The following is a 25,002-nucleotide window of genomic DNA, read 5'->3' on the forward strand; positions in this document are numbered from 1 at the left end:
ACCCCTTTGCAAGCCGCCTCAGAGCGCCTATGTATGGGGTGTTCGCGCAAGCGGACTATGGACATAAACGCGCTCGTAATAAGCGGATCGGACCCGGGGGCGGTACCCGGCGACTCCACCAAACATCCTTCATTTGGGGATCATGGGGTCGAAATAGGATCGACGAACGTCTAAAGGGGTTATGCTTTGTCCCGGTGAGGTACCACCGTTATCGGTCCGAAACGTACAGTTGCAAATGACAACCGTGCTCCGGTGGCCGTTGCTGCGTAAGCAGTAACCAAACCGAAACTTAAGCCCTTGCGCTTAGCCGCGTAAGGCGGGGTTCGCAGGCACCTGGCAACAGAAGCCTGCACTTTCACTTTAAAAATGATCCATAAGGCGCGGAACTGGCGTCATAAAACTATGTCTTGCGTGTCGTCGCGTGGCGCGCGACAAAGACATATGAGCGCGCCGCCCCTTGCCCTGATCTTTCGCAGCTTTGCCCGCATTGGTCTTTTGAGCTTTGGTGGGCCGGCGGCGCAAATCTCGATGATGCATGACGAACTGGTAGAGCGGCGCGGCTGGCTGACCGAACAGCAATTTCTGGGCGCATTGTCGTTTTGCATGCTCTTGCCGGGGCCAGAGGCGATGCAGCTTTGCACCTATGCCGGTTGGCGGCTGCGTGGGGTGCTGGGCGGGTTGATTGCCGGGCTTCTCTTTGTGCTGCCGGGTGCGGCGGTGATCCTCGTGCTTGGTCTGGGCTATGCCACCTATGGCGATCTGCCGCTGGTGCAGGCGGTGTTTTTGGGCATCAAGGCGGCGGTGGTGGTGATCGTGCTGCAAGCCTTGCTCAAGTTGGCGCGGCGCGCTCTCAAGGGCTGGGACAGCTGGGTTCTGGCGGGCTTGGGCTTTGTCGCGATGTTCTTTTTGTCGGTTCCCTTTCCGTTGATCATCGCGGCGGCAGCGCTCTGGGGCGCGTGGTCGCATCGCGGTGTGGCGGTGGATGCGAGCATGGTCGCCCCTGTGCCTGTGGCGCTCTCTCAGACCGTGGCGACCGCGCTCATATGGGGTGCGCTCTGGGCCGCGCCGGTGCTGCTGGTCTGGGGCACGGGGGCCACGTTTCTGACTGATCTGGCGCTTTTCTTCAGTAAATTGGCGGTGGTAACCTTTGGCGGGGCCTATGCGGTGCTGGCCTATATGACCGAAACCGTGGTGGCGACCAAGGGCTGGTTGACCACGGCCGAGATGATCGACGCGCTTGGGCTTGCCGAGACCACGCCGGGGCCATTGATCCTTGTGACCGAGTTTGTGGGCCTTTTGGCGGGCTATGCGCAGGGCGGAGTGGGCATAGCGGTGCTGGCGGCCTGCCTTACGCTTTGGGTGACGTTCATTCCCTGCTTTTTGTGGATCTTCACCGGGGCCCCCTATATCGAACAGATCCTTGCGCGGCCCCGTCTCAAGGGGGCTTTGGCCGGGATATCGGCGGCTGTGGTGGGGGTCATCCTCAACCTTTCGGTGTGGTTCGCGCTGCATGTGCTGTTCGGGCAGGTGGCGATGGGTGCCTTTGGCCCCCAGCCCGAAATCAGCAGTTTTTCGCTGCGCGATGCGGTCTATGTGGCGGTTGCGGGCGGTTTATTGCTGGGTCTTCGCCTGCCAATGGTGCCGGTTCTGGCGCTTATGGCGGCGCTGGCGGGGCTGGCTCATGTTTTGATCTGAGGCGCGCATTGCGGGTCTTTTGTTTTGTTTCGAATCCCCTATGCTGGCATGCAGCAATTCCCCAAGGGTCAAACATGTCTCGTTCAATCGACTACGGAAATCTTATGCATCGTGCCATGCGCGGCCTCATCCAAGAGGTGCTGAGCAAGGTGCAGGCCGAAGGTTTGCCCGGGGCGCATCATTTCTTCATCACGTTTGACACCAAACACCCCGAGGCCAAGCTCGCCGATTGGTTGAAACAGCGCTACCCCTCAGAAATGACGGTGGTGATGCAGCATTGGTATGATGACCTCAAGGTTACGAACGATGGGTTTGGCGTGACGCTGAATTTTGGCGACGCGCCCGAGCGGCTGTATGTGCCCTATGATTCGATCCAGACCTTTGTTGATCCTTCGGTTGAATTCGGCCTGCGCTTTGAGACGCAGGAAGTGGATGACGATATCGACGAGTTGGATGATACCGACCCACCCGATGACGATCCCAGCCCCGGCAAGGCCGAGGTGGTGCGGCTCGACAGTTTCCGCAAGTAACGCGCGCTTTGTCGCGGCCTGCGGTCTTTGTATCCCGTCGTATACAGCATTGATCTTTTGCAGAACTGCGGTATGAACGGGGCAAACCCGTCACGAAAGGCTTTGCCATGACCGCCACCCGCACCGAAACCGATAGCTTTGGCCCCCTTGAGGTGCCGAATGACAAATATTGGGGCGCGCAGACGCAGCGCTCGATCATGAATTTCCCGATTGGCTGGGAAAAACAGCCCGTGGCCATCGTGCGCGCACTTGGCGTGATCAAACAGGCCTGCGCACAGGCGAACAAGGCCAGCGGTGCGCTGGATGCGCGCCGCGCCGATGCCATCATCCAAGCGGCGGGAGAAGTCATCGCAGGCAAATTCGACGACAATTTCCCGCTGGTGGTCTGGCAGACCGGATCAGGCACGCAATCCAACATGAATGCCAATGAGGTCATCGCCAACCGCGCGATTGAAATCTTGGGCGGTGTCATCGGCTCCAAAGATCCGGTGCATCCAAATGACCATGTGAACATGGGACAATCATCCAACGACACCTTTCCCACCGCCATGCATATTGCCGCTGCCATGACGGCGCGCGATGTGCTTTTGCCGGGATTGGCCAAGCTTTTGGCCGGGCTTGAGGCCAAGTCGGAAGAGTTCAAGGACATCATCAAGATCGGCCGCACCCATACACAGGACGCCACGCCGCTGACACTGGGGCAGGAATTCTCGGGCTATGCGCATCAGGTGCGGCAGGGCATCGCGCGGGTCAATCTGTGTTTGCCCGGTATCTATGAGCTGGCACAGGGCGGCACCGCTGTGGGCACCGGTCTGAACACCGCGAAGGGCTGGGATACGACCGTCGCGGCGCAAATGGCCGAGATCACCGGCCTGCCGTTTGTCACGGCCCCCAACAAATTCGAGGCGTTGGCGGCGCATGATGCGATGGTGTTCATGTCGGGCGCGCTCGCCACGGTGGCCGGGTCTTGCTACAAGATTGCCAATGACATCCGGTTTCTGGGGTCGGGTCCGCGGTCGGGCCTGGGCGAATTGATCCTGCCCGAGAACGAGCCGGGCAGCTCGATCATGCCGGGCAAGGTCAACCCGACACAGGCCGAGGCGCTGACGCAGGTGGCCGCCCATGTCATGGGCAATGATGCCGCGATCAAGTTCGCAGGCTCTCAGGGGCATTTCGAGTTGAACGTCTATAATCCGATGATGGCCTATAACCTGTTGCAATCCATGCAGCTTTTGGGCGATGCCGCCGATAGCTTCACAGAGCGGATGCTCAACGGGATCGAGGCCAATGGCCCGCGTATCGAAAAGCTGATGCAGGAAAGCCTGATGCTGGTGACGGCCTTGGCCCCCACCATCGGCTATGACAATGCCACCAAGGTTGCCAAGACCGCGCATAAGAACGGCACGACGTTGCGCGAAGAGGCGATTGCGCTTGGCTTTGTCGATGGCGAGACCTTTGATCGCGTGGTGCGCCCCGAAGACATGATCGGCCCGAAATGAGCGATGCCCCGGTCAATCTGAACCGGGTGCGCAAGCAAAAGGCGCGGGCCAAGGACAAGGCCCGCGCAGATGAGAATGCCGCGCGCTTTGGCCGGACCAAGGCGCAAAAGGCGCTGGAGCAGGCGCAGACCGAAAAGGCGCGCGCCACGCTTGACCAGCATCGCCGGGACGAGGACTGAGTTTGGCTTCATCTGGCCCAAAATACCTCGGGGGAGTCCTGGATCTCATCCAGGACGGGGGCAGCGCCCCCCTGTCTGACCTATGACGGGCGCGCGCCCGGTCAAACGCTCGCTTACCCTGCGTGGGCATCGCACCAGCGTGTCTCTTGAGGATGAGTTCTGGCAGGCCTTTCGTGAAATTGCCGAGGAAAAATCCATGGCTCTCAACGTTTTGGCTGCCGAAATTGATGCGGGTCGCGGGATCGAGACCGGGTTGGCAACGGCGATCCGGCTCTATGTTCTGGCGTATTACCGGGATCGGGCCTTGTTGAACGGCTGACGCCGCGCGAGGGGCGCGGCGTCATGTCGCTCAGGTTCTGCGGTGGGATTATTCCGCCGGTTGTTCGGCCAAAAGCCCGTGCTTGTCGCGCAGATGGTCGCGGTAGAGCGCCTTGGTCAACGCCACCACCATCAACACCATCACCATGGCAAAGGGCAGCGCGCCGATGATCATGGCGTTCTTCAGCGCCTCGAACGGGTCGGCAGAGGCCCCCGAATTGCCCGCGATGATCAGCGCGCCGATCACCAGCGTAAGGATGATTCCCCAGATGATCCGGTGTTTGATGCCGGTTTCCGCCTGACCCCCTGACATGATCGTGTTCATCACGAGGATGCCCGAGTCTGCCGAGGTGACGAGGAAGGTCAGCACCAGCACCACGCACATGATCGTCACAGCCGTAAGCAAGCCGCCATCAATCATGAAACCCAATGTGACAAAGAGTTTGTTGGTGTTGGAGGCACCGATGATGGCCCCTTGCGCCACACCGCTAAGCTCAAGATCAATCGCCGTCGCGCCGAGGATGGTCATCCAGGCAAAGCACACAAGCGCCGGGGCAATCACACAGCCAAGAATGAACTCCCGCACGGTGCGCCCCTTCGAGATGCGCGCAAGGAACAGTCCGACGAAGGGCGAAAACGCGATCCACCACGCCCAGTAGAAGGTTGTCCAGCCCGCCTGCCAGCCAAACAGGCGACCTTGGGCACCGGCCTCGTAGGCGGCAATTTTGGTCGCCTCGGGCAGCTCAGCGGCGGCACCGCTCAGACCGCCGACAAAGCCATCAAAACTGCCCCATGCGTTCGTTGCGCCGCCGTAAAGGTCGGCGGCAAGCGGGGCCGCTTCGGTGGGAAGCGCGGCGGCAAAAGCCTCGGACGAGAGCGGCCCATAGGCGTTGAACGACAGCGAGGTGAAGTGCAGGATGTAATCGGCAAGGGCGGTTGCGTATTTGGTCATGGCAAAGGCGAAAGAGCCAAAGACGATAAAGACCAGCAACAGAACCACCGACAACACGAGGTTGAGGTTCGAGAGATATTTGATGCCGCGTCCCACGCCCGAGACCGCTGATAGGATCGACAGGCCCATGATCGCAAGCAGGGCGGCGATGAGGCCTGCGGTGGTGGGTTTTGGGGCCTCGCCCGTGGTGTTCATCAGCCATTCCATGCCACTGACCGCATAAACGCCATCGACAAATTGCGACACGCCAAAGCCGATGGTGACGGACACGCCGAGAATGGTGGCCACGACGCCCAGAATGTCGACAAGATCACCCAAAATGCCGTTGGCGGCACGCCCCAGCAACGGGGTCAGCGCCGAGCGGATGGTCAGCGGCATGTCCCGCGTATAGGCGTAATAGGCAAGGCTGAGCCCTGTCACCACATAGATGGCCCAGGCGTGAAAGCCGTAATGCGCAAAGGTATAGCGATAGGCCGGGGTCACGCCCTCTGCCGTGTTGCCGATGACGGCCCCGGTCACAGTCTCGGGGTTCGAGCCCCAGAGGCCCAGCGGTTCCGCCGTGGCGAACACCATGAGACCCACACCAAGACCCGCGCCGAACATCATCGAGAACCAAGAGAAGTTTGAAAACTCGGGTTTTTCGCCCACGCGCCCCATCATGCGCCTGCCTGTCGCGGGCAAGAGCGCCACGATGAAGAGGAAAAAGGCAAACATGCCGGTGGCGAGAATATAGAAGGTGTTGAACCCTTCGAGGAGCGACCAGTTGAGGCTCGACAGCGTGGCATTGGCATTGAGCGGCCAGACCAGCGCCCAGATCACCAAGAGCGCCATCGAGGTTTTGGAAATCAGCGCGATGGGCAAGCTATAGCCCTCGTAGAACCCCTGTGGGGCGGTTTTTATCTCGAGATCTGTGAAAGGGGGTTTTATACTCATCTGTGACGTCCCTGATCCATTGCGATTGAACGGGGTCCTTGTGTGGCTCTGAAATCGGCCTGTTGCCCCATCCCGTCATTTTCCCACGCCGAGGCCCGTGTAACGAGCGGGTAATCCGGCGCTCCGTGCGCAAATTACGACCATTGGGGTGTGGAATTGCGGCCATCTGTGCGCGGGGTTCAACCGGATTGATCCGCTGCGCAACGAAACTGAAATCGGCTTTCCATGAAAACAGGGCGCGCGAATCCCTTTGTGATTGTCGTTTGGCGACATGGTGAAGGTCGCAAACGTGACGTTTCCGTGCCGCCGGGTTGCAGTTTTGGGCGGTTTCTTGCTAAAAGGTTGTGACGATCCGGGCATGCAAGGCCCGGTGCGCCTGCGGACAGCGTGTCTGCTTTCCTCGTGCGCGAGACCTCAAAACGCTGCCACGTGCCGCACTGGTGCGTCGCCTTTGTCCGCTGCGACGGGCGCAACGGGCAGCAGAAAAACAAGCAAAGGGGGCCAGATGGCCGACGAAACAACCAATCAAGGCATACCCGCGCCCGAAGGGCAGTCGGACCTGATCGAGACAGTGTACGAGATCGGGCAGGACAATGTGCAACCACAGGTGGGGCCTTTTGGTCTCGATATTCATAACCCGGTCTTTTTTATCTCGGGCCTTAGCATCGTGATCTTTGTGTTCTACGCGCTGGCGCTGCCCGGTCATGCGGCATCGGTGTTTGACTGGCTGTTTGCGTCAGTTACCCAAGGGTTTGACTGGTTCTTCTTGAGTGCCGCCAATGTCTTCGTGATCTTTTGCCTTTTCCTGATCGTCAGCCCCTATGGTCGCGTGCGGCTGGGCGGGGATGAGGCGACGCCGGATTACAGCTATCTGGGCTGGTTCGCGATGCTTTTTGCGGCCGGAATGGGCATTGGCCTGATGTTCTTTGGCGTGTCAGAGCCGATGAGCCATTTTTCCAGCGCCTTGGGTGGCACGGCGATGGAGGACGGTGCGCGCAGCGATTGGGCCCCGCTTGGGGCGGCTGGCGGTGATCCCGAAGCGGCATCACGCCTTGGCATGGCGGCCACCATTTTTCACTGGGGTCTGCATCCTTGGGCGATTTACGCGGTGGTGGCGCTGGCACTGGCGCTTTTCAGCTATAACAAGGGTCTGCCGCTCACGCTGCGCTCGGCCTTTTATCCGATCCTGGGCGAACGGGTCTGGGGCTGGTGGGGCCATGTGATCGACACGCTGGCAGTCTTTGCCACGCTCTTTGGTCTGGCCACCTCGCTGGGCTTTGGGGCAGAACAGGCTGCGTCGGGGCTGACCTTTCTCTATGGGTCGGGCGACGCGGCAGAGGGCACGCGCGCATTCCTGGGAATTTCCTATGGCAATACCGAAGAAAGCGGCGTTGAAAATTCGAGCCTTCTTTTGGTCTTGCTGATTTCAGGCATCACGGCGATTGCCCTAGTCTCGGTGGTGCGTGGCCTTGATGGCGGGGTCAAGGTGCTGTCCGAGATCAACATGGGCTTGGCGGCGCTGTTGCTGCTGTTCGTGTTCTTTGTGGGTGGCCCGATTTTCCTGCTGACGTTCTTTTTCGACAGCCTTTGGGCCTATCTGCAAAACCTTGTCGCGCTGTCCAATCCCTTTGGGCGCGAAGACACCAATTTCATGCAGGGTTGGACGGCGTTCTATTGGGCGTGGTGGATCAGCTGGTCGCCCTTTGTGGGCATGTTCATTGCGCGTGTCAGCCGGGGCCGCACGGTGCGGGAATTCGTGATCTGCGTATTGCTCATTCCGTCGCTGGTCTGTGTCCTGTGGATGAGTGTTTTTGGCGGCACCGCGCTTAATCAGGTGATTGCCGGGGGCTATGAGGCGGCACAAAATGCCCCTCTGGAGCTTAAACTCTTCCAGATGCTTGATCCTTTGCCGTTGGCGACGATCACCTCGACCATCGGGATTGTTCTTGTGGTGGTGTTCTTTGTCACCTCATCGGATTCTGGCAGTCTTGTGATCGACACGATCACGGCGGGCGGCAAGGTTGACGCGCCCGTGCCGCAGCGGGTGTTCTGGTGCATCTTTGAGGGGGCCGTCGCGATTGTTCTCTTGATCGGCGGGGGCCTGACAGCGCTGCAATCGGCGGTGATTTCGACCGGCCTGCCGTTTACATTGGTGCTGTTGGTGATGTGCTGGGCGATCTTTCGCGGCTTGCAGAGCGAGCGAAAGATCCTCTGAGCGACCCATGGTCATGCGGTCCAAGGCCCTCCGGCGCTTGCGCGCCGGGGTGCTTTGCTGTTTTGTGGCCGCAAAAAGGGACAATGGGGACAGTGATGACACTCGATACAGATTTCGTACGTGCGCAATTTCCGGCCTTTGCCGAGCCAAGCCTTGAGGGACAAGCGTTTTTTGAGAATGCCGGTGGCTCTTATACCTGCGCTCCTGTGATTGCGCGGCTGGAGCGGTATTATCGGCAACGCAAGGTGCAGCCCTACGCGCCCTATGAGGCGAGCCAATTGGCCGGGGCCGAGATGGACGAGGCGCGGGCGCGACTGGCGGCGATGATGGGGGTGGCCACGGATGAGCTGAGCTTTGGCCCCTCGACCACGCAGAACACCTATGTTCTGGCGCAGGCATTCCGGCAGTGGATGGAACCGGGCGATGCGATCATAGTCACCAATCAGGATCACGAGGCCAATTCCGGGCCGTGGCGGCGGTTGGCGGACGCAGGATTCGAAGTGCGCGAGTGGAAAATCAACCCCGAGAGCGGTTTGCTTGATCCGGCCGATCTTGAAAATCTGCTGGATGACCGGGTACGGCTGGTGTGTTTTCCGCATTGCTCCAACGTTGTGGGGGCGATCAACCCGGTGGTCGAGATTACGGCGCTGGCGCATGCCGCCGGGGCCTTTGTCTGTGTCGATGGGGTTAGCTATGCGCCGCATGGCCTGCCGGATGTGGGGGGAATGGGGCCGGATATTTACCTTTTTTCGGCCTATAAAACCTATGGGCCGCATCAGGGGATCATGGTGATCCGGCGGGAATTGGGCAATCTCTTGCCCAATCAGGCGCATTATTTCAATGCGGGCACGCTCTATAAACGGTTCACGCCAGCGGGCCCGGATCATGCACAGGTCGCGGCAAGCGCCGGTATGGCGGATTATATCGACGATCTGGCGACGCATCACGGGATCACGGGCGATGCCGTGACGCGGGCGGTCGGGGTGCATGACCTGATGCGCGGGCATGAAACAGCACTTTTGCAGCCGCTCTTGGATTTCCTCAAGGATCGCAATTCTGCGCAGCTGATCGGCCCGGTCGAGGCTGAACAAAAAGCGCCGACCGTGGCTGTTGCGCTAAATCGGCCGGGGGCCGAGGCGGCGGCGCAACTGGCGCAGCATGGGATCATGGCGGGAGGCGGCGATTTCTACGCGGTGCGGCCCCTGACGGCGATGGGCGTTGACCCAGAGCGCGGCGTGTTGCGTCTGAGTTTTGTGCATTACACGACCCGCGCCGAGGTCGACAAACTCTTAACCGCCCTTGATGATATTCTTTGATCCGCCCGCGTCCCCGGCCCGTATTGCAACCAAAGACCGGGGCAGGGGATGACGGATATAGCACCATCAATCGTATGGCTACGGCGCGATTTGCGTCTGGCCGATCACCCGGCACTCTGTGCGGCGCTTGCAGGCGGCGGCGCGGTTATTCCTGTTTTCATCCATGATGAGAGCGTCGAAGCTCTGGGCGCTGCACCAAAATGGCGTCTGGGCCTGTCGCTGGCGTCGCTTGCGCGTGATCTGGCGGAGTGCGGCAGCCGCTTGATCCTGCGCCGGGGCGCGGCGCTGGATGTGCTGCGTGCGGTGGTGGCTGAAACCGGGGCAGGGGCGGTGCACTGGTCGCGGCTTTATGATCCGCAGTCTATCGCGCGCGACAAGGCGGTGAAATCCGCGCTGCGTGAGGCAGGGGTGGACGCACAGAGCCACCCGGGCCATGTGATGTTCGAGCCTTGGACGGTTGAGACCAAGACCGGCGGGTTTTACCGGGTTTACAGCCCTATGTGGCGCGCGGTGAAGGATCGCGACGTGGCGGTGCCGCTGACAGCGTCCGCGCAGATCCCGGCCCCCAAGGTTTGGCCCGCCTCTGACAGTCTGGATGATTGGCAGATGGGGGTCGCCATGTATCGGGGGGCCGACGTGTGCTTGCCCTATCAGCGCGCGGGTGAGGCCGCGGCGATGGAGCGATTGCACGCCTTTGCCGATGGGGCGATTGCAGAGTATCAGGACGCCCGGAATTTTCCGGCGGTCGATGCAACTTCTGCGCTGTCGGAAAACCTGACCTATGGGGAAATCTCGCCGCGCCAGTGCTGGCATGCGGGGCAGCGGGCCTTGCATGGCGGGGCCAAAGGCGCAGAGACATGGCTCAAGGAACTGGTCTGGCGCGAATTTGCCTATCACCTCATGTATCACACGCCGCATATTCTGAGCGGCAATTGGCGGGCCGATTGGGATGCCTTTCCATGGTCCACCGATGCGGATCATCCCGAGGTCATCGCGTGGAAACAGGGCCGCACCGGCGAACCCTTTGTCGATGCCGCCATGCGCGAGATGTATGTGACCGGCAAGATGCACAACCGCGCGCGCATGATCGTGGCCTCATACCTCACCAAGCATCTGATGACCCATTGGAAGATTGGTCTAGACTGGTTCGCCGAATGTCTGACCGATTGGGATCCGGCCTCCAATGCGATGGGCTGGCAATGGGCGGCGGGCTGTGGGCCCGACGCGGCGCCGTATTTCCGGGTGTTCAATCCCGAGACACAGTTGGACAAGTTCGACCGTGGCGGGGCCTATACCCGGCGCTGGATCGCTGAGGGGCAGCGCACCCCACCCGCCACGGCCTTGGATTATTTCAAGGCGGTGCCGCGCGCCTGGCGGCTTGATCCGTCGATGCTCTATCCGGGGCGGATTGTTGATTTGTCACAGGGGCGGCAAAGAGCGCTCAACGCCTATGAAGCGCGGGAGTTTTGAAACATGACCATACTGACCGCAAGATCGGCGATTGACGCGCCGCAAAAGGAAAAAGGGACCGAACGTATGATCCTGATCGACACCACCGGCCAGACGGGCCTGCCGCGCTATTTCAGCCGTTGCTTTGGCGTGGCGCGCAATATCGACGCCGGACGGCTTGATATTCGCCTGCCCGATGGCCGTGTGTTCCGCGCCGAAGGGCCGCGCCCCGGCCCGGTCGCGGTGCTGGAAATCCACGACACCGAGGTGTTTGCACGGCTGGTGCGCGAGGGCTATCTGGGTTTTTGCGAGGCGTATCTGGATGGGGACTGGTCCACGCCGGACCTTCAATCCTTTATGGACCTTCTCAACGACGACAATGACGGTATTTACAACGGCTATCCCGGTCAAAGGCTGGCGCAGATTTACGAGCGCATCCGCTTTTGGTTCAAACGGAATTCCAAGACCCAAGCCAAGCGCAACATCAGCTACCACTATGATCTGGGCAATGAGTTCTACAGCCTCTGGCTGGACGAAACGATGACCTATTCCAGTGCTATCTTTCAGCCCGGTCAGAACAGTCTGGAACAGGCACAGATCGCCAAATATGCCAGCATGGTGGATCAGATGGGGGTGAAGCCCGGCGATCACGTGCTGGAAATCGGCTGTGGTTGGGGGGGCTTTGCCGAATACGCCGCCAAAGAGCGGGGGTTGCGCGTGACGGGCCTCACGATCAGCGCGGAACAGTTGAAATATGCGCAGGACCGGATTGCGCGCGCCGGGCTGTCTGATCGGGTCACGCTCAAGTTGCAGGATTACCGCGACGAGCGCGGCACTTATGATGGCATCGCCAGCATCGAGATGTTCGAGGCCGTAGGCGAGCGCTATTGGCCGGTGTTTTTCAACAGTCTGCGCGAGCGGCTTAATCCCGGTGCGCTGGCCACGCTGCAGATCATCACAGTCGAGGACCGGCGGTGGGAAAGCTATCGTACCGATGTGGATTTCATCCAGAAATACATCTTTCCGGGCGGTATGCTGCCCAGCCCCACCGCGTTGCGCGCCGAGATCGAGCGCGCGGGGCTGAGTGTTGCGCGGTCTATCGAATTTGGCGAAAGCTATAGCCAAACCCTGCGCCGCTGGCATCAGGCGTTCAACGACAAGTGGGACGAAATCGCCGATATGGGCTTTGACGACCGGTTCCGCCGGATGTGGAATTTCTATCTCACCTCTTGCGCGGGGGCCTTCAAAGGGGGTAGTTGCGATGTGACGCAGATCACCATCGCAAGGCCTGGATAGATGCCCGTTACAGATCAAATGCCCACCGCCGCGCGGCTGGTCGCGGCGATTGGACTTAGCATTGTGGGATGGTTTGGATCAGAGCTCTTTCGCCCGCTTATGCCAGAAGACACCAATTTCGGCTGGTTCAACGTGGTCAATGTTGTGCTTGGCGCGATTTGCGGCTGGCGCGTGACGGGCAGGCGGCTGGGTTATGGCTATGCCGAAGGGTTCAGCGCCGGATTGACCGGGGTCGCCGCACTGGTGTTTTGGGCGCTCTTTCTTCAGAGCCTGAATGAGATGCTCAAACGTGCGCTTGATAACCGCTATGACGGGGTGATCAAGGGCCTGACCGCGATGTTCGACTTGATGGTTGACTATGGCATGACGATGATCAACGGGCCATTGATCGGCGCGCTGGTCACCGGCGGGATCGTGGTGGGCCTCGTTTCGGAATGGGTCTCGCATCGGTGGTCGTGACACCGGTTTTTCTTTACGGTCCCTTGGCTGACATCACCGTTTTGCAGGCAGCCTTGCCGGGCCTTGTTGCGGCTGAGGCGCGCGCCGAGGGCGTGCAGATTTGCTGTGATGACGCGCCCCTGCCTTTGGCGGGACTGCGCCGGGGGCTAGGGGCCGTAGACGGGTGGTTGGTGTCAGAGCCCCACACAGTGGAGTTGGTGACCTTCATCGCCGAGGCGCTTGGCTTGGGGCGTTCGGATGTCATTACCGTCAGTCAAGACGGCCGCCCCGTCGCTGCGCGTGTCTTTCCCGGTCGGCCCGGTCCCATGGACTGGGATGCCCAAGACTGGTCGCGCCGCGCCGCGCCGATCCTGCGCTATGCAGTTCAAGAGATACTCAGCTTGAGGGGCCGTATTGCCGCGCAAGACCTATGCGCGGGCCTGCCCATGATCTTGTCGCGCGCATCGGGCCGGGTGGCGGCGCAGACGCCTGCGCCCGCCGATGTGCGCAGTGCGACCGAGGCTGCGACCGTGCAAGAGATCGCCTGCGAGATCACCCATGCGGGGTTTTTCATTGGCCGCGCCTATACGTTGCGGCATCCCCGTTTTGATGGCACGCCAAGCGATACCTTGCGGCGTGAAGTGTTTGTCGCCACGGATGCCGCCCTTGTGCTGCCCTATGATCCGGTGCGCGACCGGGTGCTTTTGGTAGAGCAGTTCCGCATGGGGCCCTATGGGCGCGGCGATCCGCGCCCATGGATGCTAGAGCCGGTCGCCGGGCGGATTGACGGCGGCGAGAGCCCCGAACACGCCGCGCACCGCGAATGTCTGGAAGAGGCGGGGCTGACGCTGCGCGCGCTCGAGAAGATTTCCCAGCACTATTGCACGCCGGGATATTCGACCGAATTCTTTCACCTCTTTCTGGGGATTTGCGACCTGCCCGATCTGGAACAGGGGCGCGGCGGCCTCGCCACAGAGCATGAGGATATTCGCACGCATGTGGTTGATTTCGCGCAGGCAATGGCGCTTGTGCAGAGTGGAGAGGCCAATAATGGGCCGCTCATCCTCTGCCTTCTATGGCTTGAGCGTGAACGCGCACGGCTGCGTGCATCCGCTTGAGTTCCGTTCTCCAAGCGCCTAAACCCAAGGGAACACTTTGCCTACAGGAGCATGAAAGATGCGCATTGCACAGGATTTGGCTGCCGCTGTCGGGAATACCCCGCTCATTCGTTTGCGCCGCGCCAGTGAGGAAACTGGCTGTGACATCTTGGGCAAATGCGAGTTTCTCAACCCCGGTCAATCGGTCAAGGATCGTGCCGCGCTCTTTATCATTCGCGACGCCATCGCGCGCGGTGATTTGAAACCCGGCGGTACGATTGTCGAGGGGACGGCAGGCAATACCGGCATCGGTCTTGCGCTGGTCGGGGCCTCTCTCGGGTTCAAGACGGTGATCGTCATCCCCGAGACCCAGAGCCAAGAAAAGAAGGATATGCTGCGTCTGGCCGGTGCCGATTTGGTTCAAGTTCCCGCAGCGCCCTATTCAAATCCGAACAATTTTGTCCGATACTCGGAGAGATTGGCCGCCGAGCTTGCGAAAACCGAACCTAACGGTGTGATCTGGGCCAATCAGTTCGACAATGTGGCCAACCGTCAGGCGCATATCGAAACAACCGGACCCGAGATTTGGGAGCAAACCGGCGGCAAGGTTGATGGCTTTATCTGCGCGGTGGGGTCGGGTGGCACCTTGGCCGGGGTCGGCATGGCGCTGCAACCCAAGGGCGTCAAGGTGGGTATTGCCGATCCGATGGGCGCAAAGCTTTTTTCTTGGTATACCAAAGGCGAGTTGGAGAGCGAAGGCTCGTCGATTGCCGAGGGGATCGGGCAGGTGCGCATCACGGCCAATCTTGAAGGCTTCACGCCAGATTTCGCCTGTCAGGTGCCCGATGCCGAAGCGTTGCCGATTGTCTTTGACCTGCTTCAGCATGAGGGGCTGTGCATGGGGGCCTCGACCGGTGTGAATATCGCTGGCGCTATGCAGATGGCCCGCGACATGGGGCCGGGCCATACCATCGTGACGATCCTGTGCGATTACGGAACGCGCTATCAGTCCAAACTTTTCAATCCCGAATTCCTGCGCGCCAACAACCTGCCGACGCCAGATTGGCTGGATCAGGCTCCGCGCTCGATTCCGGGGGTTTTCGCGGGGTGACAAGAATGCTGCGGCTGCTTTGCCTAGTCCTCTGTCTGGCGTTGGGCGCGGCAGTTGCTGTGCCCGATACCGCGCTTGCGCAGGGGCAGCATACGCCTGACGCGGTCGATTATGTGACGTGGGAGGAACTTGCGGCCGATGCCGACGAGATGCTTGCCAACGGCGAGGCCTCCACCGGGCAACTGGAAAACATGCGCGCCCAGATCAACGGTTGGCGGCAACAGTTTGTTGAAATGCAGGGCTTGAATTCCACTGCGATCCGAACTGTGCGCGATCAAATCGCCGCCTTGGGGCCCGTGCCCGAGACCGGCGAAGAAGCCGAGGACATCGCAGCGCAGCGTGCGGAACTTAACCGGCGTCTGGCCCGGTTAGAGGCACCGGTGAAGCTGGCCGATCTGGCGCGCAGCCGCGCCGATGGGCTGGTCACGAATATTGATGGGGCGATCCGCGACCGGCAGACCCAAGCGCTGTTGCGGCTTGGGCCATCGCCGGTCAATCCGCTGCATTGGCCGACAGCGGTCAAGGAACTGTACCGCGCGGTGGATACCGTCCGGGCCGAGACGGCGACCAATTGGCAAAGCAGCTTTCGGCGCACGCGCTTTCAGGGCAACTTGCCGGGGGTGATTGCTCTGGGTCTTATCGGCCTTTTGCTGATGACGCGGGGCCGGGTTTGGACAATGCGTCTGGCGGCGCGCGTTTTGGGCGACACACCGACCGCCGGACGCCGTCTTGCGGCCTTTGCAATTTCGTTTGGCGAATGGTTGTTGCCCTATCTTGGGGTGATTTCCATTGTTGTGGCGGGTGTTCTGACCGGGATTTTGGGGTCCAAGGGAAACCTTGTGCTCGAGTCGCTGCCCGCGGCGGCCTTTATCCTTCTGCTGGCGCGTTGGTTGTCGCTACGGGTCTTTCCCCGCGATGATCGGCAGTTGCCCTTGCTCACGCTTGGCCCGTCCGAGCGCGCCACCGGGCGGCTTAGTGGCGGCTCTCTTGGATTGGTGGTTGCGGGGTTTGCCTATGTGCAGGACCTCGCCGATGGGTTTGATTGGTCCGAAGCGGCCCGCAATGTCATGATCTTTCCGTTGATGGTGCTGGCGTCGCTGCTGTTGCTGCGGCTTGCGCGGCTCTTGATGCGGCACAGCAAAGCGGCGGCGAACGAGCCCGAGACAGAGCTTACGTTCCGCAGCAAGCTGGTGCGTATTCTCGCGCGTGCGCTCTGGGCGCTGGCGCTGCTTGCGCCGCTTTTGTCCGCGATTGGCTATATGTCCGCCGCCGAGGCGATGATGTTGCCTGCTCTCTTGTCGTTGATGATGATCGCGGCGCTGCTGCTGGTCCAACGGGTGCTGTCCGAGGTCTATATCATGCTGCGTGGCAACGCGCAGAGCATTGATGACTCGCTCTTTCCGGTGCTTTTGGGCTTTTTCCTCGTGCTCGGGTCGGTGCCGGTCTTTGCCCTGATCTGGGGCGCGCGGCCTGCACAATTGCAAGAGGCGTGGCTAAGTTTCACCCAAGGGGTCAGTTTTGGCGGGATCACGCTATCGCCTACGGGCTTTCTGATCCTCGCGGTGGTCTTTACCCTTGGCTATCTGCTGACCCGGCTCATTCAGGGCACGCTCAAGAATGCCATCCTGCCAAAAACCAAGCTCGATATGGGCGGGCGTAATGCCATCGTGTCAGGCGTGGGCTATGTCGGGATTTTCCTTGCGGCGTTGGTGTCGATCACGGCGGCGGGGATTGACCTGAGTTCACTGGCCATCGTTGCGGGTGCGCTGTCGGTGGGCATCGGGTTTGGTTTGCAAAACATCGTGTCCAACTTTGTATCCGGCATCATCCTTTTGATTGAGCGGCCGATTTCCGAAGGCGACTGGATCGAGGTCGGCGGGCAGCATGGCTATGTGCGGTCGATCTCGGTGCGTTCAACCCGGATCGAGACCTTTGACCGCACGGATGTGATCGTGCCGAATGCCGATTTCGTCAGTGGCACGGTCACGAATTATACGCGCGGCAATACCGTGGGCCGGGTGATTGTGCCGGTGGGGGTGGCCTATGGCACAGACACGCGCCGGGTGGAAAAGATCCTGCGCGACGTGGCCGAGGCACATCCAATGGTGCTGATGCAGCCACCGCCGACGGTGCTGTTCCAGAATTTCGGCGCAAGTTCGCTTGATTTCGAGATCCGGGCGATCCTGCGCGATGTCAACTGGGTGGCCAGTGTGAAATCAGACATGAACCACGAGATTGCCCGCCGCTTTGCTGAAGAAGGCATCGAAATTCCCTTTCCGCAACAGGATGTATGGTTCCGCAACGCCACTGCAGAGGCAAAAGAGCCCAAGGCCCCGGTCAAACCCAAGACGAGCCAAAGCCCCGCCGCCCTGACAGAGGGCGATGTTGAGGGCGAGGGAGACGGTGACGGGCGATGACGACACCCCTTTTTCGGCTGGACGCCTATCAAACCGAGGCGGCCGGCGTCGTTGTGGCGCATACCCCAGAGGGTGGGATCGTGCTGGACCAGACGCTGTTTTATCCCATGGGGGGCGGACAACCGGGCGATAGCGGGCGGCTTATGTGCCAAGGGCGCAGCCTGCCCATTGCCACGGCCGTCAAGGCCGAGGGGGACCGGATCGCGCTGGTGATGGCAGAACCTATGGCCTTGCCGCCCATCGGCACGGCCCTGCGGCAAGCGATTGACTGGCCCCGGCGGCATCGTCTGATGCGGATGCATACAGCGCTGCATCTTTTGTCGGTGGTGATCCCGCTGCCGGTCTCGGGCGGGGCCGTTGCCGAGACGCGCAGCCGCCTTGATTTCGACATGCCCGAAGCGCCAGAAGACCGCGAGACGCTGGAAGACTACCTTAATCAGCTGGTGGATCAGGATTTGCCCGTGACCGAAGAGTGGATCACCGATGACGCGCTGCGCGCCAATCCGGGGCTGGTCAAGACCATGTCGGTGGCGCCACCCATGGGGTCTGGCCGGGTGCGTTTGGTGCGGATCGGGCAGGGGACGGATCAGGTCGATCTGCAGCCCTGCGGCGGCACACATGTGGCACGCACGGGCGAGATCGGGCGGCTTCGCCTTGGCAAGGTCGAAAAGAAAGGCCGCCACAACCGCCGGGTTTATCTTCACTTGGAAGATTGAGCGCGTTCAGCCCTTTGCAAAGTCTGCGATGGCTTCGGTGAGGCAATCGAGGCTGTCGGTATGTGGGGCCGTTGCGGGCAGGGCATCTGTCATCAAGGACAGTTCCGTACACGCCACCAACAGGTGATCGGCCCCATGGGCCAAGAGCGCCTCGGCCTCTTGGGCGAGCTGTGGCTTGAGGGTTGCCAGTGGTTCCCCCGCCTTGACCGCGCGGATGATCGCGAGAATTCCACTGTCATCGGGCAGGAACACCGGGGTCAGCCCATGGGCGGCGAAGGGCGCGGCAAAAACATTCGCCAGCCGGGTTGCGGGTGAGGCCAGCATCCCGACCCGTCGCGCGCCTTGGCGGGCGAGCGACTGGGCTGTCAGATCCAGCATGTTGAGAAAGGGCAGGGGCGTGGCGGCCACAACGGCGGGCGCGTAGTGATGCGCCGTGTTGCAGGGCATCGCCAACGCCTCTGCCCCCGCTGCCTGCAGATCGCAGGCCATGCGGGCCAAAACCGGGCCGGGGTCTTCGCCGGTGCCCTCGATCAGCGCCTTGATACGGCTGGGCACCTGCGAATTCTGATGCACGATGAGCGGAATATGATCGCTATCGTCGCGCGCGGGCACAGCGGCCAGCAGTTTTTGCATCAAAAGCACGGTTGCTTCGGGGCCCATGCCCCCCAGAATGCCCACGGTTCTCATCTGGCGGTCTTATCCTGTCGATGTTGCCGCGCGGTCAATCGGACCTGTGCGGATGTCTGCGCTGCGGGCATGCCCCTCCATCCGTTCGGCGCGGCTGAGGCTGGCGGTCACGCGCGCAAGATCAGGCAGCGCGCGGTCGTCCACCTCTTGCCAGGTGACGGTTTTCAGGAACTTGTGCACCGATAGGCCCCCGGTATAGCGCGCAGCCCCAGAGGTGGGCAAGACATGGTTGGGGCCTGCCGCCTTGTCGCCAAAGGCAACGGTCGTGTTTTCCCCAAGAAAGAGCGAGCCATAGGCCTGCAAGCGCGTGCGCCACCACGGCAGATCGCGCGCCTGTACATGCAGATGTTCGGGCGCTTTGGCATCGGCATATTGCGCCATGTCCTCGGGCGTATCGCACAGCACCACCTCGGCCAGATCGCGCCAAGCGGCGGTGGCGGCGGCGCGGTTCGGCTCTGGCAGGCTGGCGATAAGGGCCGGGGCACGAAGCATCACGGCCTCGGCCAATGGCCGATGCGTGGTCGCGAGCCAGACCGGCGAATTCGCCCCATGCTCCGCCTGTCCAACCAGATCGGCGGCGACGGTTTCGGGATCGGCCGTGTCATCGGCAAGAATGAGGCTGTCGGTCGGGCCTGCGAACATATCAATGCCGATGGGACCAAAGAGTTGGCGCTTGGCCTCGGCGACATAGGCATTGCCGGGTCCGACCAGAATATCGGCAGGCGGTGCGCCAAAGAGGCCAAAGGCCATGGCCGCAACCCCCTGCACCCCGCCAATGGTCAGGATGCGCGTGGCCCCTGCCAGATCCATCGCATAGAGCATGGCATCGGGAATGCCCTGATCGCCGCAGGGGGGCGAGACGGCGGTGATGTCAGCCACGCCCGCCTCGCGCGCGGTGGCGATGGTCATCAGTGCCGAAGCGATATGGCTATAGCGCCCGCCGGGCACGTAACAGCCCGCCGCCCCAAGGGGTATCTGACGTTGCCCGGCGCGCAGGCCGGGGCGCAATTCAATCTCCATATCCTGTGCCGTGGCGCGCTGTGCGGCGGCAAAGCGCGAGATATTGTCATGCGCCCATTGGATATCCGCCTTGAGCGATGCGGGCACACGGGATACGGCGGCGGCAACCTCGGCGTGGGTCACGGTGATGCCACCCTGCCAGCCATCAAGCTGCCGTGCATATTCCAGCGCCACCTGTGCGCCGCCCGTGCGCAACCGGGCCAGCATGATCTGGACGGTATCGGCCACGTCATGGGCGGTGTGCGGTGGCTCTCCGGGGGCGGTCTTGAGCGGGGTGATCGGCATGGTGGCAACTCCTTTGACCCAAGGAATGGGGGGCGTTGCGGCCAACGGCAAGGGATTTGCCGATGTAAGGATCGGCTTTTTCCAGCGGCTGAAAGCCGGTTTCGGGATTTCCGAAAATGGCCCGTGCCGATCAGCCCCGCCTGCGCTTGGGCGCGTCAAGATCCTGATCGGTTTCGGGCAGGCCTTCCCGCGACAGCAAGACCGCGATGGCGCGGAAACCCGGCACATGGCTGCAGACGATCATCAGCGCCACCATGATCGGCACGGCCAGAAACATCCCCGGTATTCCCCAGACCGCCGCCCAGAACGCAAGGCTGATGATGATGCCAAAAGAGGAGACGCGCAGCGCGCGGCCCATCAGCATCGGGTCAATGATATTGCCGTTGATAAACTGAATGATCCCCACGATCAGGAAAATCACCAGCGCCGTGGTGCCATCCGCCAGTTGCACATAGGCCACCAGTGCCACCAGCACCGTGGCCACAATCGAGCCGATGGAAGGGATATAATTGAGCACGAACGTCAGGATCCCCAATGCCCCGGCAAGATCGAGTGCGAAAAACTGCGCCACGCCATAAACCATGAGGCCTGTCACGACACTGACCAGCGTTTTGACCAGCAGGTAGTAATTTACCCGGTGGATGATAGAGCTGATGATGCGGCCCACCCGTTCGGCCTTTTTGGCATCGCCAAAGAGGCTTTCGAGTTTGGTTGTGAACCAAATCCGCTCGGCAAAAAGAAAGCCAACAAAAAGGATCACCAGCACCGTGCCCTGCATGATCCCCCCGGCCTGACCGGCCAAGGCGCGCAGATAGCCCGCCACATCAAGGGTCGAGACCGCATTGAATACCGCCTCTTCGGCATCAGGCCCGAGCCAGGCGACCATGGCGGATATCGCCTGTGGCGCGCGGTCGGTATAGGCCAGCGTGGTCGACAACACCGTGTTGATCTGCGACAGGATAACCGCCGAGAGGCTGAGCAACGCCGCCGAAATCAGCAAGAGCGCTACGATGCTGGCCAACCAGTTGGGCACGCGCACCGGCCCAAGGCGCACCCGCGCGATCGAGGTGATGGCATCCGAAGTAAGGCTGAACAAAATGATCGCCGTGGCCAGAGAAATCAGCAAGAACCGCGCCTGCACCAAGAGAAACAGCACCACCGCAAAGGCGATGATGATCTGCGCCACGGTGCGGATGCGCTGCAACTCTGGCGTGCTCTGGCCGGTAGGGCGCGTGTCTTGGTCTCTTGGTGTCACCGTCTGGCCTGCTTCTGATTTGGATAGGATGCAGTATCGGGAATATCGCGTCGGCTGACAATCGCAGAACGTGGCCTTTCGCCTATAAAATCAGGTGTTTCCGCCGCCTGCCTTGATTTGTAGCGGGTCTCAGACCTCCCCAAGGATCAGATCCGCGGCGCGCCAAGCCAGCATCATGGTGGGCGCGTTGGTGTTGCCTGACGTGACATTGGGAAACACCGAGGCATCGACCACCCGCAACCCCGTGACCCCATGCACCCGCAGCTGTGGGTCGACCACGGAATGCGCCGGATCGCGTCCCATGCGGCAGGTTCCGACCGGGTGAAACACGGTGCCGCAGCGTTTGCGGAAATCGTCCAGAATGGTGGCATCGTCCATGGTCCGCAGATCCTGATACATGGCACTTTCGACCAAGGCGGTCAGTGCTGCCGTGGACATGATGCGCTGACACAGGCGGCCCCCCGCAATCACCTGCGCGCGGTCTTCTTCGGTCGCGAGCGAATTGGGTTGAATGAGGGGCGGCGCCTCGGGGTTGGGGCCGCTGATGTCGATGCGGCCTCGGCTGGTTGGGCGCGAGGGCTGGAACGAGATGATGAACCCCGGAAACGGATCGGGGCGCACGACCGAGCGGGTGCCCGCAGGCGTGGTCGTATAGGTGACAGGGTTGAAATAGAGCTGTTGATCGGGATGGTTCTGCCCCGGCTTTGAGCGGAAATAGCCGCCACATTGATTGACCGAGAGCGACAGGGGCCCGCGCCGCGTCAGGGCAAAACGCAGCGCCGCGCGCACCTTGCCCATGAAGGGGGCAAGATCGTTGTTGAGCGTCGGTTCGGTGGCGCGGAAATAATAGTTGATTCCAAGATGATCCTGAAGATTGCCGCCCACATGGGTGCAATCGCGCAATGGCGTGATGCCATGCTGGCGCAACATCTCCGCCGGGCCGATGCCCGAGAGCTGCAAAAGGCGCGGCGAGGTAACGGCACCCGCACTCAGGATGATCTCGCGCCCCGCGCGCGCAACGTGGCTTTGCCCGCCGCGACGGTAATGAACGGCGACCGCCCGGCTGCCGTCAAATTCGAGGCGGTCCACCAAGGCCCCTGTGACCAACGTCACATTCGGGCGTTTCAGCGCGGGTTTGAGACAGGCGCGCGCCGAAGAGTTGCGCAATCCGCCCGCAGTGTTGATGCGGTAAACGGTGCCGCCTTCGCCACTCGGGTCGTTGAGATCGTCAGTGCGCGGCAAACCCAATTCATCGAGCGCGGCAAAGTAATGCCGGTTGACCGGGTGGATCTGGTCCGAGACATCCTGCACCGTGATCGGTCCGCTGCCGCGCCGCGTGCCATCGGCCGAGACCTGCGTCTCTAGGGCGTCATAGGTGGCACGAACGGTGCTCCAGCCCCAGCCGGTGGCACCCGCCGCCTCCCAATCGTCGAAATCGTGGGGCAGGCCGCGAGCATAGACCATCGCGTTGATCGCCCCCGATCCGCCCACCGTCTTGCCGCGTGGCCAGTAACCGCGCCGCCCATCGAGTGCCTCTTCCGGTTCGGCCTCGTATTTCCAGTTCAGACGCTCGTCAAAAAAGGTTTTGCCATAGCCCAGGGGCAGGGCGATCCAAGGGCTGCGCCCACGTCCCCCGGCCTCAAGAATCAACACACGGTGCCGCCCATTGGCACTCAGCCGGTCGGCCAGTACCGACCCCGCCGAGCCTGCGCCGACGATGATATAGTCGTGGTCTGTCACGTTTCGCCTGCCTTTGCCTTTTGCTCGCGCGCCAGCGTTACAAATCTGCCCCCGCCCCGGAATGCCGGAAAACGCCAAGCCTGACAGTTTTCCGACAGAACCTTGTGGCAGGTCGATGTCAAGCGCTTTGCTCTTTTCCCGCCCTGGCATGCATTCTCCCCCTTGCAAACCCCGTCCCCCTGCGGCTAGAACCCGCCCGATGGAGCGGTGGCCGAGTGGTCGAAGGCGCACGCCTGGAAAGTGTGTAGGCGGGGAACCGTCTCGAGGGTTCGAATCCCTCCCGCTCCGCCACACAATCGCGACCCAAATCGAAACAGGGGCGTGTCTTGGGGGTGTGTGGGATCCCTCGCTTTGATGCGTTCAATCTCGGTGCAACGTTTCCGAAAAACCCGCTTCCAGCTTTTCGATCGTATTGATTGCAGCGAGGCTCTCGGCAGGGCTGCATTGCGCGAATTCGGCGCTGATCGCGCGGCCGAGGCAGGAATAGACGCGGTCCGCATTGGCACGGAACTTTGACGTCAGTGCGATTTTGGCGCGGCGGCGATCGTGGGCATCTTCGATACGTTCCACGAACCCCGCACGCACAAGGCGGTTTATCAACGCTGTCACCGATCCGCTGGTCAGCGCAAGGCGCCCGCCGATCTCACCTGCCGTGAGCGGCCCGTTTTCCAGCGCGTTCACGCAGCGAAGGTCGGTGACATGCAGTCCCAGCTCGGACGCCGCCCAAGAGTCAAAGCGATACACGGCTTCGTAGAGACGTCGCGTGGCAGCGAGGAGTTCGTCTGACCGTCCGCGGTGTGAATGTTCTGTCAAGGCTGGCCTTTCTCTTGTTGCTCACCCCGAGCTAACGTCTCGGGTCGCTCGCTAGGCGTCGCTCACCATTGCGGCGGTTCTGTCGATCACGTTCCGGTGATGCCCGTCTGCGACGACACACTGCCTGTCATCCATGAATGACACAATGGCGCGGAAGTAGGGATCACCGTCCTGATCTTCCCTCTCGGAAACGGCAATGCCCATGACATCATCCGGTCTGATCCGCCGCGTCCGCCGCCGGAACAGCGTCGCCACGGTGAGTGTCATGTGCCCAGGTCGCCCGATGTCGAGGGTGACCGACGGTCGATGATTGGCGTGAACGAGAGCGGCCAGCACGCCGATGACATAGACGGTCAGAAGCCACCATGTCCAAGGTTAGAGAGGATCGTTCGGGCTGCTGCGCACCCATAAGACGGCCACGGCGATCAGCCATAAAACCAGAAGGATTGTGGATAGGACACGCCTAAAGCGCGGGGTAAGTTTTCAATCTTCATGTCATGCTCCCGTTCTGCGCCAGCTTGTGAGTGAAAGCTCTCTCCCACTCTTGACAGGCTCGATAGTGGCCATAAATCTTGATCATCAAGATAAATCAGGTTTTACGAGGACGCAATGTGGCACTACCGTTACGAGGAAGACACGCCCCTGAGGTGCGAAGATCTCTGGCCCGTTCTCGCGGATGTCGCCCGCTGGCCCGAGGTGGACCGGAATATCGAGTGTCTGAAGATCGATGAAGAGCCGGGCCCCGGAGTGACCTTCGTCCTCAAACCGAAAGGCGGCCCGAGACTGAACTTCGTTATCGGCGAATTCGAAGCGCCGTCGCGTTACGCCGATGTCTGCCGAATGCCGCTTGCGGTCATGCGCACCCGCCACACGCTGATCCCGGACGGGCTCGGGACCAGGATCCGCGTCGATATCGAGATCACGGGGCCTCTTGCACCGGTCTGGGGCCGTCTCGTCGGTCGCAGGCACGCGGCCGGACTTCCGGCCCAGACAGCGCGGTTTATCGAGGGCGCTCGGGCGCGGCTCAACCTTGCCTGAGAG

22 protein-coding genes, 1 tRNA gene and 1 other RNA gene are annotated in these 25,002 nt (G+C 61.3%); 17 read left to right on the top strand and 7 right to left on the bottom strand.

Going from position 1 to position 25,002, the window contains the following annotated elements; genetic code table 11:
• The first annotated feature begins 1 nt into the window (after window position 1).
• The 6 genes from ssrA to GC127_RS19575 all read left to right on the top strand — a co-directional run bounded on the left by ssrA (window position 2) and on the right by GC127_RS19575 (window position 4,222).
• Window positions 2–354, top strand: a transfer-messenger RNA (tmRNA) gene (ssrA, locus tag GC127_RS19550).
• A gap of 87 nt (window positions 355–441) precedes the next feature.
• On the top strand, window positions 442–1,695 hold the full coding sequence (chrA, locus tag GC127_RS19555) for a chromate efflux transporter (protein WP_151979265.1): 1,254 nt from the start codon (window positions 442–444) through the stop codon (window positions 1,693–1,695).
• A 74-nt stretch (window positions 1,696–1,769) separates the two neighbouring features.
• Window positions 1,770–2,225, top strand: a complete 456-nt coding sequence (locus GC127_RS19560; protein ID WP_037297595.1) for an SspB family protein — start codon at window positions 1,770–1,772, stop codon at window positions 2,223–2,225.
• Between the two features lie 107 nt (window positions 2,226–2,332).
• Window positions 2,333–3,724 carry a class II fumarate hydratase gene (gene fumC, locus GC127_RS19565; protein WP_008280830.1) on the top strand — a complete coding sequence of 464 codons (1,392 nt, stop codon included), beginning with the start codon at window positions 2,333–2,335 and terminating at the stop codon, window positions 3,722–3,724.
• Window positions 3,721–3,903, top strand: a complete 183-nt coding sequence (locus GC127_RS19570) for a DUF4169 family protein (protein ID WP_008280831.1) — start codon at window positions 3,721–3,723, stop codon at window positions 3,901–3,903. Before fumC ends, GC127_RS19570 begins: the two co-directional genes overlap by 4 nt.
• A gap of 82 nt (window positions 3,904–3,985) precedes the next feature.
• Window positions 3,986–4,222: a ribbon-helix-helix domain-containing protein gene (locus GC127_RS19575; protein ID WP_151979266.1), complete on the top strand. Its 237-nt coding sequence runs from the start codon at window positions 3,986–3,988 to the stop codon at window positions 4,220–4,222.
• Between the two features lie 48 nt (window positions 4,223–4,270).
• On the opposite strand, the gene GC127_RS19580 is transcribed toward GC127_RS19575, so the two are convergent.
• Window positions 4,271–6,106, bottom strand: a complete 1,836-nt coding sequence (locus tag GC127_RS19580; RefSeq protein ID WP_151979267.1) for a BCCT family transporter — start codon at window positions 6,104–6,106, stop codon at window positions 4,271–4,273.
• A 505-nt stretch (window positions 6,107–6,611) separates the two neighbouring features.
• Here GC127_RS19580 and GC127_RS19585 point away from each other — a divergent pair.
• The 9 genes from GC127_RS19585 to GC127_RS19625 all read left to right on the top strand — a co-directional run bounded on the left by GC127_RS19585 (window position 6,612) and on the right by GC127_RS19625 (window position 18,161).
• The gene (locus tag GC127_RS19585) at window positions 6,612–8,321 is read left to right on the top strand and encodes a BCCT family transporter (RefSeq protein WP_151979268.1); all 1,710 of its coding nucleotides are present in this window, start codon (window positions 6,612–6,614) and stop codon (window positions 8,319–8,321) included.
• 95 nt (window positions 8,322–8,416) lie between these two features.
• Window positions 8,417–9,637, top strand: coding sequence for an aminotransferase class V-fold PLP-dependent enzyme (locus tag GC127_RS19590; RefSeq protein WP_151979269.1), 1,221 nt, complete (start codon window positions 8,417–8,419; stop codon window positions 9,635–9,637).
• Window positions 9,638–9,685: 48 nt separating this feature from the next.
• On the top strand, window positions 9,686–11,107 hold the full coding sequence (locus GC127_RS19595; RefSeq protein WP_151979270.1) for a deoxyribodipyrimidine photo-lyase: 1,422 nt from the start codon (window positions 9,686–9,688) through the stop codon (window positions 11,105–11,107).
• Between the two features lie 66 nt (window positions 11,108–11,173).
• Window positions 11,174–12,382, top strand: coding sequence for a cyclopropane-fatty-acyl-phospholipid synthase family protein (locus tag GC127_RS19600; protein WP_151979848.1), 1,209 nt, complete (start codon window positions 11,174–11,176; stop codon window positions 12,380–12,382).
• Window positions 12,383–12,841 carry a TrgA family protein gene (locus GC127_RS19605; protein WP_008280839.1) on the top strand — a complete coding sequence of 153 codons (459 nt, stop codon included), beginning with the start codon at window positions 12,383–12,385 and terminating at the stop codon, window positions 12,839–12,841.
• Window positions 12,817–13,938 carry an NUDIX domain-containing protein gene (locus tag GC127_RS19610; RefSeq protein WP_151979271.1) on the top strand — a complete coding sequence of 374 codons (1,122 nt, stop codon included), beginning with the start codon at window positions 12,817–12,819 and terminating at the stop codon, window positions 13,936–13,938. Before GC127_RS19605 ends, GC127_RS19610 begins: the two co-directional genes overlap by 25 nt.
• Before the next feature lie 58 nt (window positions 13,939–13,996).
• On the top strand, window positions 13,997–15,028 hold the full coding sequence (locus tag GC127_RS19615; protein WP_151979272.1) for a cysteine synthase A: 1,032 nt from the start codon (window positions 13,997–13,999) through the stop codon (window positions 15,026–15,028).
• Between the two features lie 5 nt (window positions 15,029–15,033).
• The gene (locus GC127_RS19620; RefSeq protein WP_008280842.1) at window positions 15,034–17,445 is read left to right on the top strand and encodes a DUF3772 domain-containing protein; all 2,412 of its coding nucleotides are present in this window, start codon (window positions 15,034–15,036) and stop codon (window positions 17,443–17,445) included.
• The gene (locus GC127_RS19625; protein ID WP_151979273.1) at window positions 17,442–18,161 is read left to right on the top strand and encodes an alanyl-tRNA editing protein; all 720 of its coding nucleotides are present in this window, start codon (window positions 17,442–17,444) and stop codon (window positions 18,159–18,161) included. Before GC127_RS19620 ends, GC127_RS19625 begins: the two co-directional genes overlap by 4 nt.
• A 6-nt stretch (window positions 18,162–18,167) precedes the next feature.
• Here the strand turns inward: GC127_RS19625 and GC127_RS19630 are convergent, their stop codons facing one another.
• From GC127_RS19630 to GC127_RS19645, 4 genes are all read right to left on the bottom strand, one after another.
• Complete coding sequence (locus GC127_RS19630) at window positions 18,168–18,848, bottom strand: aspartate/glutamate racemase family protein (RefSeq protein WP_151979274.1); 681 nt, start codon at window positions 18,846–18,848, stop codon at window positions 18,168–18,170.
• Window positions 18,849–18,857: 9 nt separating this feature from the next.
• On the bottom strand, window positions 18,858–20,153 hold the full coding sequence (gene hisD, locus GC127_RS19635) for a histidinol dehydrogenase (RefSeq protein ID WP_151979275.1): 1,296 nt from the start codon (window positions 20,151–20,153) through the stop codon (window positions 18,858–18,860).
• 130 nt (window positions 20,154–20,283) lie between these two features.
• Complete coding sequence (locus tag GC127_RS19640; protein ID WP_232279191.1) at window positions 20,284–21,408, bottom strand: AI-2E family transporter; 1,125 nt, start codon at window positions 21,406–21,408, stop codon at window positions 20,284–20,286.
• 129 nt (window positions 21,409–21,537) lie between these two features.
• The gene (locus GC127_RS19645; RefSeq protein ID WP_151979850.1) at window positions 21,538–23,148 is read right to left on the bottom strand and encodes a GMC family oxidoreductase; all 1,611 of its coding nucleotides are present in this window, start codon (window positions 23,146–23,148) and stop codon (window positions 21,538–21,540) included.
• A gap of 201 nt (window positions 23,149–23,349) precedes the next feature.
• Here GC127_RS19645 and GC127_RS19650 point away from each other — a divergent pair.
• Window positions 23,350–23,439 (top strand) — tRNA-Ser (locus tag GC127_RS19650).
• Between the two features lie 69 nt (window positions 23,440–23,508).
• On the opposite strand, the gene GC127_RS19655 is transcribed toward GC127_RS19650, so the two are convergent.
• Both GC127_RS19655 and GC127_RS19660 read right to left on the bottom strand, forming a co-directional pair.
• Window positions 23,509–23,892 carry a MarR family winged helix-turn-helix transcriptional regulator gene (locus GC127_RS19655; RefSeq protein ID WP_302848617.1) on the bottom strand — a complete coding sequence of 128 codons (384 nt, stop codon included), beginning with the start codon at window positions 23,890–23,892 and terminating at the stop codon, window positions 23,509–23,511.
• Between the two features lie 120 nt (window positions 23,893–24,012).
• Entirely contained in the window at window positions 24,013–24,228 is a 216-nt protein-coding gene (locus GC127_RS19660) for a hypothetical protein (protein ID WP_151979277.1), read from the bottom strand.
• A gap of 342 nt (window positions 24,229–24,570) precedes the next feature.
• On the opposite strand from GC127_RS19660, the gene GC127_RS19665 reads away from it, so the two are divergent.
• Window positions 24,571–24,999: an SRPBCC family protein gene (locus GC127_RS19665; RefSeq protein WP_151979278.1), complete on the top strand. Its 429-nt coding sequence runs from the start codon at window positions 24,571–24,573 to the stop codon at window positions 24,997–24,999.
• Window positions 25,000–25,002 lie beyond the last annotated feature (3 nt).

It is taken from the genome of Roseovarius sp. EC-HK134 (genome assembly GCF_902498815.1).
GTDB lineage: Bacteria > Pseudomonadota > Alphaproteobacteria > Rhodobacterales > Rhodobacteraceae > Roseovarius > Roseovarius mucosus_A.